Annotated in this window: 14 protein-coding genes and 1 pseudogene; 2 read left to right on the forward strand and 13 right to left on the reverse strand. The window is 76.4% G+C overall.

Features of this window, described 5'->3' with window-relative positions; all coding sequences use genetic code 11:
• Window positions 1–380 (forward strand): M23 family metallopeptidase (locus tag ECOMGDLI_RS02790; RefSeq protein WP_143447477.1); only part of this gene is annotated, 380 nt, incomplete at its 5' end.
• A gap of 110 nt (window positions 381–490) precedes the next feature.
• A complete protein-coding gene (locus ECOMGDLI_RS02795; protein WP_088313371.1) occupies window positions 491–1,318 on the forward strand; it encodes a methyltransferase domain-containing protein in 828 nt (275 codons plus the stop codon).
• A gap of 292 nt (window positions 1,319–1,610) precedes the next feature.
• Here ECOMGDLI_RS02795 and whiG read toward each other — a convergent pair whose 3' ends face one another.
• From whiG to lepB (ECOMGDLI_RS02860), 13 genes and pseudogenes are all read right to left on the reverse strand, one after another.
• The gene (gene whiG, locus ECOMGDLI_RS02800; protein ID WP_088280988.1) at window positions 1,611–2,426 is read right to left on the reverse strand and encodes an RNA polymerase sigma factor WhiG; all 816 of its coding nucleotides are present in this window, start codon (window positions 2,424–2,426) and stop codon (window positions 1,611–1,613) included.
• Between the two features lie 19 nt (window positions 2,427–2,445).
• Window positions 2,446–3,555, reverse strand: a complete 1,110-nt coding sequence (locus ECOMGDLI_RS36400) for a tyrosine recombinase XerC (RefSeq protein ID WP_088313389.1) — start codon at window positions 3,553–3,555, stop codon at window positions 2,446–2,448.
• Window positions 3,556–3,817: 262 nt separating this feature from the next.
• On the reverse strand, window positions 3,818–5,074 hold the full coding sequence (gene dprA / locus ECOMGDLI_RS02810) for a DNA-processing protein DprA (protein WP_198954484.1): 1,257 nt from the start codon (window positions 5,072–5,074) through the stop codon (window positions 3,818–3,820).
• On the reverse strand, window positions 5,071–6,636 hold the full coding sequence (locus ECOMGDLI_RS02815; RefSeq protein ID WP_088313376.1) for a YifB family Mg chelatase-like AAA ATPase: 1,566 nt from the start codon (window positions 6,634–6,636) through the stop codon (window positions 5,071–5,073). Before ECOMGDLI_RS02815 ends, dprA begins: the two co-directional genes overlap by 4 nt.
• Window positions 6,636–6,992 carry a YraN family protein gene (locus ECOMGDLI_RS02820; protein ID WP_088313392.1) on the reverse strand — a complete coding sequence of 119 codons (357 nt, stop codon included), beginning with the start codon at window positions 6,990–6,992 and terminating at the stop codon, window positions 6,636–6,638. Before ECOMGDLI_RS02820 ends, ECOMGDLI_RS02815 begins: the two co-directional genes overlap by 1 nt.
• A gap of 639 nt (window positions 6,993–7,631) precedes the next feature.
• A pseudogene (locus tag ECOMGDLI_RS36630) lies at window positions 7,632–9,145 on the reverse strand (FAD-dependent oxidoreductase); the annotation flags it as partial.
• Between the two features lie 55 nt (window positions 9,146–9,200).
• Window positions 9,201–9,524 carry a DUF2469 domain-containing protein gene (locus ECOMGDLI_RS02830; RefSeq protein ID WP_088282591.1) on the reverse strand — a complete coding sequence of 108 codons (324 nt, stop codon included), beginning with the start codon at window positions 9,522–9,524 and terminating at the stop codon, window positions 9,201–9,203.
• A gap of 161 nt (window positions 9,525–9,685) precedes the next feature.
• Entirely contained in the window at window positions 9,686–10,048 is a 363-nt protein-coding gene (crcB, locus tag ECOMGDLI_RS02835) for a fluoride efflux transporter CrcB (RefSeq protein WP_088313381.1), read from the reverse strand.
• Window positions 10,045–10,434, reverse strand: a complete 390-nt coding sequence (locus tag ECOMGDLI_RS02840; RefSeq protein WP_088313384.1) for a DUF190 domain-containing protein — start codon at window positions 10,432–10,434, stop codon at window positions 10,045–10,047. Before ECOMGDLI_RS02840 ends, crcB (ECOMGDLI_RS02835) begins: the two co-directional genes overlap by 4 nt.
• Window positions 10,431–10,964, reverse strand: coding sequence for a fluoride efflux transporter CrcB (gene crcB, locus ECOMGDLI_RS02845; RefSeq protein WP_198954486.1), 534 nt, complete (start codon window positions 10,962–10,964; stop codon window positions 10,431–10,433). Before crcB (ECOMGDLI_RS02845) ends, ECOMGDLI_RS02840 begins: the two co-directional genes overlap by 4 nt.
• On the reverse strand, window positions 10,961–11,836 hold the full coding sequence (locus ECOMGDLI_RS02850; RefSeq protein ID WP_233153284.1) for a ribonuclease HII: 876 nt from the start codon (window positions 11,834–11,836) through the stop codon (window positions 10,961–10,963). The genes crcB (ECOMGDLI_RS02845) and ECOMGDLI_RS02850 overlap by 4 nt, the downstream gene beginning before the upstream one ends.
• Window positions 11,833–12,531, reverse strand: coding sequence for a signal peptidase I (gene lepB, locus ECOMGDLI_RS02855; protein WP_088313401.1), 699 nt, complete (start codon window positions 12,529–12,531; stop codon window positions 11,833–11,835). The genes ECOMGDLI_RS02850 and lepB (ECOMGDLI_RS02855) overlap by 4 nt, the downstream gene beginning before the upstream one ends.
• Window positions 12,532–12,593: 62 nt before the next feature.
• Window positions 12,594–13,514, reverse strand: a 921-nt coding sequence (gene lepB / locus ECOMGDLI_RS02860) for a signal peptidase I (protein WP_369812705.1), incomplete at its 5' end; no start/stop codon positions are given.

The following is a 13,514-nucleotide window of genomic DNA, read 5'->3' on the forward strand; positions in this document are numbered from 1 at the left end:
AGACGACACCGCGCCCGGCCACCGGTCCGGCGAACCGCACCACCCCCGGCCCCGCGGCCGAGGGTGCGCCTGTGCTCGCCGCGGGGCCGGGGGTGGTGCGGTTCGCCGGACCGGTGGCCGGGCGCGGTGTCGTCTCCGTCGACCACGGCTCGGGGATCCGGACGACGTACGAGCCGGTCACGGCGGTCGTCCGCGCCGGCGAGGCCGTCGCCGCCGGCCAGCGTCTCGGGACGCTCGCCGCGGGCCACTGCACACCGACGGCCTGCCTGCACTGGGGCGCGCTCGTGGCCGACCGCTACATCGACCCCCTGACGCTGCTGCGCCCGCGGGAGCCCCCGGTCCTGCTCCCCGTGCCGGCGGCCCGGGTCGGGACCGGGTGACCGCTGCCCAGCACGTTCCTGAGCACGGCATCTCGCATAGTGATATTGCATTCTTGGATAGCGAGACGGCGGCTCTAGGCTCGGCCCACCACCGAGAAGGAGGCGATCCCATGTGTCCCGAGCCTGCGCCGGCCCCCGGCTACGTCCACGGCCACGCCGAGCCGGTGCTCCGCTCGCACCGGAGCCGGACCGTCGACAACTCCGCGGCGTACCTCGCGCCGTACCTGCGACCAGGTGCGTCGGTGCTCGACGTGGGGTGCGGCCCGGGCACGATCACGGCCGACATCGCGGCCCGGGTGGCGCCGGGCCGAGTGGTCGCGGTCGACCCGGCCCCGGACGTCGTCGCGGCGGCCGCGCGTGCCGTCGCGGAGGCGGGAGCGACGAACGCCGTCGTCCTCGTCGGTGACGTCTACGCACCGCAGGTCGCGCCCGGCGTCGACGGGCCCTTCGACGTGGTCCACGCGCACCAGGTGCTCCAGCACGTCCCCGACCCGGTCGAGGCGCTGCGCAGGATGCGGGCCCTGTGCGCCGCCGACGGGGTCGTCGGCGCCCGGGACGCGGACTATGCGGCCTTCACCTGGTACCCCGAGGTCCCCGCGCTCGACGAATGGCTGGCCTTGTACCGCCGGCTGTCGCGCGCCACGGGAGGCGAGCCGGACGCCGGCCGCCGCCTCCTGTCGTGGGCGAGGGCCGCCGGGTTCTCCGAGGTGACGGCGTCCGCGTCGGTGTGGTGCTACGCGACGCCCGAGAGCCGGGCCTGGTGGGGCGGTCTGTGGGCCGACCGGATCGTCGGATCGGCGATCGCCGACCAGGCGCTCGCGTCCGGCGAGGCGACCCGGGCCGACCTGGAGCGGATCCGCGCCGGCTGGCTCGAGTGGGCGGCCGCCGACGACGGCTGGTTCGTCGTCCCGCACGGCGAGGTCGTCTGCCGCCCCTGACCGGCGTCACGGGCGGAGGCCGTCCACCAGGCGCGGACCGCCGACCGCGCGATGCTCCGTCGGCGCAGGCGCATTGGCACCGCGCCGTGCACCGATGAGTGCACGAGTGCGGGCGTTACCACCCCACCGATCGTGCACCCACGGCTGCACGAGCACGTCCGGCGTCCTGTCCCCGACACCGGCGCAGCATCGCGCGTCTCTGCTCCGGGGTCGGCCGCTCCGGCAACCGGGCAGACGCGCGGACGGGCCGGACCGACTGCGGTCCGGCCCGTCCCGACGGGTGCGCCCTGGGTCAGCTGACCTCTTGGAGCTTGGCGCGCAGCTGCAGGACCGCCTTGGTGTGCATCTGGCAGATGCGCGACTCGGTGACCCCGAGGACGCGACCGATCTCGGCGAGCGTGAGGCCCTCGTAGTAGTAGAGGGTCACCACGATCTTCTCCCGCTCCGGGAGCTGGTTGATCGCCCGGCTGAGGATGAACTTGGTCTCCTCGGTCTCGAACGCCGTGACCGGGTCCTCGGCCTTGGTGTCCTCGAGGGTGTCGACGAGCGAGAGCTTGTCGCCCTTCTCGCCGCCGACCGTGAGCAGCTCGTCGAGCGCCACGACGTTGACGTAGGAGACCTGGCTGAAGATCGCGTGCAGGTCCTCGAGCGCGATGCCGAGCCGCTCGGCGACCTCGGCCTCGGTCGGGGTGCGGTGCAGCTCCCCCTCGAGGGACGCGTACGCCCGCTCGACCTCGCGCGCCTTGTAGCGCACGGACCGCGGGATCCAGTCGATCGCCCGGAGCTCGTCGATGATCGCGCCGCGGATCCGGGAGATCGCGTACGTCTCGAACTTGATCGCGCGTTCGATGTCGAACTTCTCGATCGCGTCGATGAGCCCGAAGATCCCGTACGACACGAGGTCGGCCTGCTCGATGTTCGGCGGCAGGCCGACACCGACCCGGCCCGCGACGTACTTGACGAGCGGCGAGTAGTGCAGGATCAGGCGCTCGCGGGTCGCCGGGTCACCGTCGGCCTTGAACCTCTCCCACAGCCGGCGCAGGGCCGCCTCGTTCGCAGCGACTGGGTCAGCAGCGTCGTCGTCCACCGGCGCAACGTCGGCGACCACGGCTGCCCCCTTCTTGAGGTCAGGCCCGCGGGTGGGCCTGCTGGTAACTGGCACGAAGCCTCTCCACCGAGACGTGCGTGTAAATCTGGGTCGTCGACAGCGTAGCGTGACCAAGCAACTCCTGAACGCTACGGAGGTCCGCGCCGCCGTCCAGAAGGTGCGTGGCAGCCGAATGACGTAGCCCATGTGGCCCAATCGGAGGAGTCCCCTCCACCGCGGCGACGAGCCGGTACACAGCGTCGCGGGCCTGGCGGGGGTCCAGCCGCCGCCCGCGGACCCCGACGAAGAGCGCCTGCTGCCCCGCGGCACCCGGGCGCGTCGCGGCCGCGAGGACCGGCCGCCCGGCCTCGAGCCACTCCCGCACCGCCTGCCCGGCGGGCACCCCGAACGGCACGATCCGCTCCTTGGCGCCCTTGCCGAGAACCCGGACGGTCCGCCGCGCGTCGTCGACGTCGTGCACGTCGAGCCCGGTGAGCTCGGATACCCGGATCCCCGTCGCGTAGAGCAGCTCGACGACAGCGCGGTCCCGCAGGGCCAGGGCGTGCGCCGTCGCCGCGCGCCGATCGTCGGCGACCGCCGGCCCGTCGGACGGCGGGCCATAGGCGCGCGGGCCGTCGGCGCGCGGGCCGTCGGCGCTCGGCCCGTCGGCTGCGTCGTCCGTCTGCCCGGGGCTGTCCGGGGCGCGCCGGCCCTGCGGAGTCCCGCCGGCCGTCCGGGACCGGCCCGTCGACCCGTCGGCGCGTCGGCGTGCCTCGTCCATGAGCGCGAGCGCCTGGCGCTGGCGCAGCACGTGCGGGAGCGGCCGACGGGCCTTCGGCGAGCGGAGCCGGGCCCCGGGGTCGTCGGCTGCCCGGCCCGTACGCCGGAGCCAGCCGGTGAACGCGCGGGCGCTGGCGCCGCGGCGCGCGATCGTCGTCCGGGCCATCCCCTCGGCGGTCATCGCGGCCAGCCAGGCCCGCAGCACGGTGAGGTCGAGGTCGGCCGGGTCGTCGATGCCGTCGGCCGCCGCGAACACGAGGAGCGCCCGGACGTCACCGAGATACGCCCGCACCGTGTGCGCCGACCGGCCGCGCTCGATGGCGACGAACCGCTCGAAGCCGGCGACCGCGTCCAGGGCCGCCGGCGACAGCTCCGGCGGCGACGCCTCCGCGGACGACGGCTCCGCGGACGACGGCTCCGCGGACGGCGGCTCCGCGGACGACGGCCCGGCGGGCGTCTGCCCTGCCCGCACCCGGCCCGCGGACGACGTGTCTGCGGGGGGCTCCGACGGCGTGTCGGCGCCCGCGACCGGACCCGTCGCGGGCCCGGGCCGTCCCCGGTCGGTGGCCACGGCTCCACCGTGGACCCCGGCCGGAGGCCGCTCAAGCAGCCGCGCCGCAGCCCGTGGCCCGTCATCCGGCCGGAGCACCCGGCCGGCGGCGGGGTGCGGGCGACCGCCGCCAGCCGGCGCCTTCGCGGCGCACGAGGCCGAGGAGGTCGAGCCGGCCGAGGGCGGGCTCGACCTCGGGCAGGCCGAGGCCGGCGGTGCGGGCGACCGACGCGGTCGGGGCCGCGCTGCGGACCGGGACGGCCTCGAAGACCCGCAGGTCGAGCGGGCCGAGGTCGTCGTGGGCGGCGCGCGGGCCCGACGGTGGGTCGGGCTCGGCCTCGCCGATCCGGGCGACGAGCGCGTGGACGTCGGCGGCGCTCGTGACGCAGCCCGCGGCCCGGTCGCGCAAGAGCAGGTGGCAGCCGCTGCTCGCCACGGACGTCACCGGGCCGGGGACGGCCGCGACCTGGCGACTGAGGTCCTCGGCCTCGCGTGCCGTGACGAGCGCCCCCGACCGCAGGGCCGCCTCGACGACGACCGTCGCGCCGGACATCGCGGCGATGAGCCGGTTGCGCTCGAGGAAGCGCCAGCGGGTCGGCGACGACGCGGGCGGCACCTCGCTGACGAGGACGCCCTCGGCGACGATCCGGTCGATGAGCCGCTCGTGGCTGCGCGGGTAGGGCCGGTCGACCCCGCAGGCGAGGACGGCGACCGTGGCGCCGCCGAACGCCAGCGCGGAGCGGTGCGCGGCGGCGTCGATCCCGAAGGCGGCGCCGGACACGACCGTCACGCCGCGCTCGGCGAGCCCGGCGGCGATCTGCGCGGCGACGGTCTCGCCGTACGCGGTCGACGCCCGCGAGCCCACCATGGCGACCGCGCGGCGGCAGACCTGCCCGAGGTCGAGGGCGCCGCGGACCCACAGGCAGAACGGCCTCCGGTCGCCGAGGTCGTCCAGGCCCGCGGGCCACTCGGCGTCGCCGGGGACGAGCAGGCGCCCGCCGAAGCGGTGCAGCGTCGCGAGGTCGCGGCGCGGGTCGGTGACCGCCAACCGCTCGCGCCAACCGTCCGCAGCGTCGCCACCGGCCGGGGCCCCGGCACCCGGCCGCTCCGGGCCGCCGCGGCCGCGGGCCCCCGTGGTCCGCGGGACCCGTGCTCCCCCGAGCACCCGGGCGAGCGCCGGGCCGGGGCCGTGCTCGCGCACGAACACCGCCGCGTCACGGTCACCGGGCTCGGCGATCCGGGACCACACCGCCCGGGCCGTCCGCTCGTCCTCGGGGTCGAGCCACTCCGGCCGCACGAGCCGCAGCCGTGCCCCGCCCGCTCCCGCTCCCCCGGTCACGCCGCCACCCGGGCCCGCTGCCGCAGGAGGATCGCGCGCCCCACCTCGCCGCGGCCGGGCGCCGTGCGGCCGGCGAGGTCGGCCTCCGTCCAGGCGACGCGGAGCACGCGGTCGTAGCCGCGGATCGACAGCCGCCCGCGGTCGAGCGCCTGGTCCAGCTCGGCGGTCACCGCCTGGCCGAGCGGCCACGCCGACCGCAGCCACCAGCCGGGCACCTCGCAGTTCGACGACCAGGGCGTCCCCGCCAGCCGCTCCCGCTGCGCCGCCCGGGCCTGGGCCACCCGCGCGGCGACCACGGCGGTCGGCTCGGGGGCGACGTCCAGGGCCATCTCGGCCCGGGACACCGCGAGCACCTCCAGGTGCAGGTCCACCCGGTCGAGCAGCGGCCCCGACAGCCGCCCGAGGTACCGCCGCCGGGCGAGCGAGGAGCACGTGCACTCGGCGCCCGTGCCGCTCGACATCCCGCACGGGCAGGGGTTCGAGGCCAGCACCAGCTGGACCTGCGCCGGGAACCGGAGTGCGCCCTGCGCACGGTGGATGACGACCTCGCCGACCTCCAGCGGCTGGCGCAGCGAGTCCAGCGCCTTGGGTGCGAACTCGCACGCCTCGTCGAGGAAGAGAACCCCGCGGTGCGCCCGGGAGACGGCCCCGGGGCGCGGCCAGCCGGTGCCGCCCCCGACGAGCGCGGCCGGGGTCGCCGTGTGGTGCGGGCCCTCGAACGGCGGTCGGCGGAGCAGGCCGAGCGACGGGTCGAGGGTGCCCGCGACCGAGTGCACCGCGGTCACCTCCAGCGCCTGCTCGTCGCTGAGGTCCGGGAGCAGGCCGGGCAGCCGGGCCGCGAGCATCGTCTTGCCCGCACCGGGTGGGCCGAGCAGGAGCATGTTGTGCCCGCCCGCGGCGGCGACCTCGAGGGCGTGCCGGGCCTCCGCCTGGCCGAGGACGTCCGCGAGGTCGAGCCGCTCCCCGCCGTCCGGTTCCGCCGCCGCCCCGTCGTCGTCCACCGGCGCGGCACCGGCCCCGACGACCGGCCCCTCCTCGTCGGGCATCGGCTCGCCCCGGTGCAGCGCGAGGACGTCGGCGAGCGAGCGGACGGCGACCACGTCGACCCCCGGCACGAGCCGGGCCTCGCGCGCGTTGCCGACCGGGACGACGACCCGCGGGCGGCCCGCGCGGACCGCGGTGAGGACGGCGGGCAGGATGCCGCGGACCGGCTGGACGCGGCCGTCGAGCCCGAGCTCGCCGACGTGCACGCGGGACGCGACGGACGCCGGGTCGACCCGGTCGGTCGCGGCCAGCAGGGCCACGGCGACCGCGAGGTCGAACCCGGTGCCGGTCTTCGGCAGCGCGGCGGGCGCGAGGTTGACGGTGATCCGGCGCGGCGGCAGCGGGCAGCCGGCGTTCGCGGTCGCCGCGCGGACCCTGTCCCGCGACTCGTTGAGCGAGGCGTCCGGCAGACCGGTGAGGGTGAAGGCGGGCAGCCCCTGCGCGACGTCGGCCTCGACGGCGACGAGGTGGCCGTCGAGCCCCACGAGCGTCACGCACCAGGCACGGCCGAGCGCCATCACGCCACCCCGGACAGGTGCGTGACCTCGGGACCGCCACGGCGGGGCACGAGCACCCCGACGACGTCGATGCGGACCTGCGGCCAGTGCCCGTCGTGCGCCTCGAGCCAGGCCCCCGCGAGTCGGCGCAGCCGCAGCAGCTTGGGCCGGGTCACCGCCTCCACGGGGCTGCCGGCGACGACGCTGCGCCGCGTCTTCACCTCGCAGACGACGAGGCAGTCGCCGTCGACGGCGACGATGTCGACCTCGCCGATCGCGCAGCGCCAGCGCCGGTCGAGGATGACCATCCCGTCGTCGACCAGGTGCTCGGCGGCGAGCTTCTCGCCGTACTCCCCCACCACGTCCTTCACCCGCACGGTGACCACCTCCGGGCGTCACCCTGCCGGGAGCGGACGACCGCGCGGGCGGCCCGCTCGGCTGCCTGTGGACGGTGGGACGACCGGCGGATCTGTGGACGGGTCGAGCCCGACCGGGCGGTCGGAACCGTTCCGGCGCAGCCCGTCCCGGCCCGCCCCCACGCCTCAGACCGCGGCGCCCACCCGGTACCCGTCGTGCACGGCGTCCTCGACGAGCCGCGGGGCGCGGGCGTCACCGACCGCGTGCACCTCGACGCCGAGCGCCCGCAGCCCGGCGACGAGCCCGTCGACGGGTGCGTGCGGTGCGGCGAGGACGACCCGGTCCGCGGCGAGCACGAGCGGCTCGTCGTCGTACCGCCGCAGCAGCGCCGCCTGCGTCCGCGTCGCCCGGTCGAGCCGGTACCCCTCGACGAGCCGGACCCCGAGGTCGCGCAGCCGGCCGAGCGCGAGCGGTCCCGACTTGGAGTTCTCGAGCATCCAGCCGGCCTGCCCGACGACGGGCACGAGGGTCACCGACCAGCCGTCCGCGGCGAGCAGCTCGGCGGTGCCCAGCCCCTTGCGCAGCCCCTCGGTGTCGAGGACGACCGCGGTCCGGCCGGTGCCCGCGCCCCGCCCCGCGCCGCCCGCCGACAGCCACGNCCCTCCGTCGCCCCTGTCGAGGGCACCGGCCACGACCCGGTCGCGACGACGGCGACGTCAGCGCCGAGCGCGACGACGTCCGCCGCGGACGCCTCGACCCCGTACCGGACCTCCGCGCCGAGCCGCTCGAGCTCGGCGACCCGCCACCGGACGAGCTCGGCGAACGGCCCCTGCAGCGGCAGCGCTGCCACGAGCCGGACCTGCCCGCCCGCGGCGCCGTCCCGTTCCAGCACGGTGACCCGGTGCCCGCGCTCCGAGGCGACCCGGGCCGCCTCCAGCCCGGCGAGGCCCGCGCCCACGACGACGACGTGCCGCGGGCGCTCCGCGTGCCGCGGCGGCGCCTCGTGCTCGTGCCCGGCGGCGGGGTTCTGCAGGCAGGCGATCGGGTACTTGCGCAGCCGGCGCGCGATGCACAGGTTGTACGCGACGCACTCACGCACCTGCCGCTCGCGCCCCTCGCGGGCCTTCCGGACGACGTCCGGGTCGGCGATCATCGCCCGCGTCATCCCCGTGAGGTCGCAGGCCCCCGCCGCGAGCGCCCGCTCCGCGACGTCCGCCCGGACGATCCGGCCCTCGGCGACGACCGCCGGCCCGCCCCCGCGCCCTACCGCGGCGCCGTCCTCGCCGCGCAGCCCGCCGAGCGCCGCGGTGACGCGCTCCGCGTTCGGGACGCCGACCCCTTCGGGCAGCTCCATCGGCGGGATGATGAGGTGCAGGGACTCGTAGTTCCCGTTGCCGACGCCGATGTAATCGAGGTCGCAGGCGGCGGCGAGGTGCGCGGCAGCGTCCGCGTAGCCGGGTGTCGCGGCGGTGAGCGTCACCCCGAGCAGCCGCTCCGGACCGACCGCCTCCCGCAGGGCGGTGAGGATCTCGACGGCGAGCCGGGCCCGGCCGGGCAGGTCGCCGCCCCAGCCGTCGGTGCGGTGGTTGCGGCCCGGGTCGAGGAACTGGTCGACGAGGGTGTCGTAGGCGAACATGCACTCCACGCCGTCCACCCCGGCGGCCACCGCGGCCCGCGCCGCCGCGACGAACCCCTCGACGACGCGTCCGAGGTCGACCTCGTCGACGGCGCGCAGCGCGTCCGGCCAGCCCGGCCCCTGGGCGGCGGACGGTGCCCACCGCTCGCTCGACGCCTGGTGCGGGTCGGCGTTCGCGCCCATGTGGTAGAGCTGGCTCACGATCACGGTGCCGTGGGCGCGCACGGCGGCGGCCGTCTCCCGCAGCGCGGGCACGAACGCGTCGTCGTCGTACCGGTAGTTCTGCGGCGTCACGCCGCCGTTGGGCAGCACCGGCAGCGGCTCCATGACGACCATCCCGGCACCGCCCGCGGCCCGCGCCTCGTAGTACGCGCGGGCCCTGGCCCCCGGGACGCCGTCCGCCCCGAAGCTCGTCGTGTGCGCGGTGAACACCGCGCGCGTCGGCAGCACGTGCCCGCGCAGGGTGAACGGCGACAGCAGCAGCGGGTACCGGTCGTGCGTCGGGTCGTGCGTCGGGTCGTGCGTCGGGGCGCCCATGGCGGCGAGGCTCGCACGCCCGGCGCCGCGCGGGGAAGAGCGGGGAAGAGCGGGACTACCCCGCGAACCCGCCGGACTTCGGCAGCTCGAGGTCGCTCTTGGCGAGCTCCTCGACGTTGACGTCCTTGAACGTCACGACACGGACCGACTTCACGAACCGGGCGGGCCGGTACACGTCCCACACCCAGGCGTCGCTCATCGTCACCTCGAAGAAGACCTCGCCGTCGGCGGACCGCACCTTGAGGTCGACCTGGTTGGCGAGGTAGAAGCGCCGCTCGGTCTCGACGACGTACGAGAAGAGCCCGACGACGTCCCGGTACTCCCGGTAGAGCTGAAGCTCCATCTCGGTCTCGTAGTTCTCGAGATCCTCGGCGCTCATGGGGACGTCTCGCTCCGCTGCTCGTTCGCGCCGTGCGTCGGGCACGGCGTCCGGTTGCGCCCCGGGGCGCCCGACCATCATGGACCAGTCCGGGCCGCTCGGCCGAGCCGCCACCCGGATGCGCCGCCCGCAGCGCCCCCGCCGCACGGCCCGGCGGCGCGTCAGGCGGCGAGCGCGTACCCCGCCGCGACCGCGGCGAACCCGGCGACCACGCTGCCCACGACGTTGCCCGCCGCGTAGAGCCAGGCGCCCTGCCGGGCCAGCTCGGCGGTCTCGTAGCCGAAGGTCGAGAACGTCGTGAGCGCCCCGCAGAAGCCGGTGCCGAGCAGGGCCACGAGGTGCGGCGAGGCCCCGCCGCGCGCGGCCAGGCCGCCCACGACGCCCAGCACGAACGACCCGACGACGTTGACGACGAAGGTGCCCCACGGCACGAGCGAGTCGTGGAGCGAGTTCACCCACAGGTCCGTGAGGTAGCGCAGCGGGGCCCCGACGGCGGCGCCGAGGACGACGAGCAGCCCCGTCACCCGGCCGCTCCCCCGCCGTGCGCGGCCGCGTCGCGGGCGTCGTCCCCGAACCGGACGACGGTGACGTCCTCGAGCGTCACGAGCCCGCCCGCTCCCGACTCGGCGAGCAGCTCGCCGAGCACCGGCAGGAACGCCTCGACCTTCTCGGCGGTGTCGACGACGACGACCGACAGCGGCAGGTCCTCGGAGAGGCTGAGGATCCGGGCCGTGTGCACCCGGCTGCCGGCGCCGAACCCCTCGCACCCGCGGAAGACGCTCGCCCCCGCCAGGCCCGCCGCGTGCGCGCGGTGCACGACCTGCGTCGCGAGCGGCCCGTGGTGGTGCCGGTCCTCCTCACCGACGACGACGGTGAGCCGGACGGCGGCCGTGCGTCGCGGTCCGTTCATGGCTGCTCCTCCTGCCCGGACGACGGCCCTGCGCCGTCGCCTCCATCGTCCGCCTGCGCGTCCCCGGTCGCGCCAGGACGACGTCCCCGACCCGCGAGCGCGACGAGCCCGGCCCCTCCCGCGGCACCGAGCGGCACCGCGAGCAGCCCGGCGACGAGGCTCCCTGCGACGTAGAGCGCCGCCACGACGGGCGCCCCGGCGAGCAGCAGCGCGTGCGCGTCGAGGCCGTACGCCGAGAACGTCGTGAACCCGCCGAGCACCCCCGTGCGCAGGAACGAGCGCCGGTAGCGCGAGGGCGGCCAGCGCTCCTCCTCGAACCACATGAGCGCGCCGATGAGCAGGCAGCCCACGACGTTGACGGTGAAGGTCGACCACGGGAACTGCCGGCCGGTGTGCGGCAGCGCGAGCCCCACGCCCCACCGGGCCAGGCTGCCGAGGGCGCCGCCGGCGGCCACGACGAGCAGGACGTCCCACCGGTTGCGCAGGGCCCGGGCGGCGCGACCGGCGAAGGACGGCGCGCCACCGGTCACGGGACCGGCAGCCCGTCCGCACCCGCGAGGTCGAGGTCGGCGCGGGGCCCGGCGTCCGTCACGGCCGCGGTGAGGTCGACGGCGCCGCTCGGGACGTCGTCCGACTCCCCGCCCTGCCCGGGCAGGCTCCACGACCTGCGGTGCTGCGCGCACGGGCCGAACCGGCGGATCGCCGCGCCGTGCTCGGGCGCCGAGTAGCCCTTGTTGCCCTCCCACCCGTACTCGGGGTGGTCGGCGGCCCGGGCGACCATCATCGCGTCGCGCTCGACCTTCGCCAGGACGCTCGCGGCGGCCACGGCCGCGCACCGCAGGTCCGCCTTGACCATCGTCACGACCGCGGGCTCGGCGGCCAGGGCGACGTCCGGCGCGACCTCCCGGCCGAGCAGGTCGAGGTCGAAGAGCGTCGGGGGTGCGGCCGGCGGGGTGAGCCAGTCGTGCGAGCCGTCGAGGATGACGCACGACGGGACGGCGGGCAGCTGGGCGAGCGCACGGCGTCCGGCCAGCCGCAACGCGGCGATGATCCCGTAGCGGTCGACCTCCTCGGGCTCGGCGTGCCCCACGGCGTGCGCGAGCGCCCACCGCCGCACCTTGGGCACGAGGGCCTCCCGGACGGCGGGCGCGAGCAGCTTGGAGTCCTTGACGCCGGTCGGCGCCGTCCGCACCTGCGCGTCGACGACGACGACGCCGACGCTGACGGGCCCGGCGAGCGCACCGCGGCCGACCTCGTCCATCCCGGCGACGAGCAGGTGCCCGTCACGCAGCAGCCGGCGCTCCTCGCGCAGGGTCGGGACGCCCCGGGCGGGCAACGTGACCTTGACCTTGCGGGAGGCCGTGCCGGTCCCCCGGCGACGCGGGGTCGTGCCTGCGGTCACGGCGCCGAGGGTTCCGGGACGCCGGCGAAGACCTGGTCCGGCCGGCCGAGGCCGGTCGCCCGGGACAGCGGCCACACGAGCACGAACGCCTTGCCGACGACCACCGACTCCGGCACGAACCCGTGGACGCGCGAGTCCTCGGAGATCTCCCGGTGGTCACCCATGACCCACAGCTCGCCGTCGGGGACGGTGCGGGAGAACGTCCGGGCGCTCGGGGCGTTGCCGGGGAACAGGTACGTCTCGTCGATCGGGACACCGTTGACCGTGACCCGGCCTGCGGCGTCGCAGCACGCGACGACGTCACCGGGGACCCCGATGACGCGCTTGATGAGGTGCTCGCCGGAGTCGTGCGGGAGCAGCCCGACGAACGTCAGCGTCGCCCGGACGGCGTGCCGGACGGCGCCCTCCTCGGGCTCGACCGGCGGCGGCAGCCAGCCGCCCGGGTCCTTGAACACGACGATGTCGCCCCGGTGCAGGGTGAACGGGCCGGGCGTCAGCTTGCTCACGACCACCCGGTCGTCCTCGAGGAGGGTGTTCTCCATCGACCCCGAGGGGATGTAGAAGGCCTGCACGAGGAAGGTCTTGACGACCAGCGAGATCGCCAGCGCCATCGCGACGACGACGACCACCTCGGTGATCGCGCTCACCGCCGACTGCAGGGCGGTGCGCGGCGCGTCCGAGACGTCTCTGGCCATCGGTGTGGTGCTCCCTCCGTCGGGCGTGCCGCCCGAACCGTTCCGCTCGTCGTCCGCGGTGCTCATGACCCCCCTGGTGCTGCCGGGACGTCGGCGAACACCTCGTCAGGGATCCCCAGACCCCCGGCGCGTCCGAACGGCCACACGATGACGAAGGCCTTGCCCACGACGTCCGAGACCGGGACGGTACCGCCCCCGGCCAGGTCCATGTGGTACCTCGAGTCCGCGGAGAACGGCCGGTTGTCGCCCATGACCCACAACCGGCCCTCCGGCACCGTGATCGAGAAGGGCTTGTCGCTCGGCGCGACGCCCGGCCGGAGGTACAGCTCGTCGACCGGGACGCCGTTGACGATGACCCGGCCCTTGGCGTCGCAGCACTTCACGGTGTCGCCGGGCAGGCCGATGACCCGTTTGATGAGGTGCTCCCCGGAGTCCTGCGGGAGCAGACCGACGAAGGTCAGGGCGGTGCGGACGGCGGCCCGCACCTGCCCGTCGTCGGGCGGCGCGCTCGGCGGCAGCCAGTTGTCGGGGTCCTTGAAGACGACGACGTCGCCGCGGTGGAGCGCGAACGGCCCCGGGGTGAGCTTGCTGACGAGCACCCGGTCGCCGACGAGCAGGGTCGTCTCCATCGACTCGGACGGGATGTAGAACGCCTGCACGAAGAACGTCTTGACGACGACCGCGAGGACGAGCGCCAGGGCGACGACGACGACGACCTCAACGGCCGCCCCGAGCGCCGACGCGGGCGCCGAACCCTTCTTCGGCGGGCCGGTCCGGTGCGAGCCCTCGTCCCGGCGGCGGTCGGAGCGGCGCGGGGCCAGGAGGTCCTCGCCGGTGTCCGCCGCGGGGCTGCGGGTGCGGTGACCGGTGTCGGGCACGACGGGGTACCCGGCGCCCGGGGAGAGACCCGGCAGCAGCGCGGGGTCCTGGGGCGGGACCTGCGGGACGAGCAGGGACGGCGGACCGTCGTCCGCCGTCCCTGC

This window comes from Kineosporia sp. R_H_3 (genome assembly GCF_002198675.1).
GTDB lineage: Bacteria > Actinomycetota > Actinomycetes > Actinomycetales > Kineosporiaceae > R-H-3.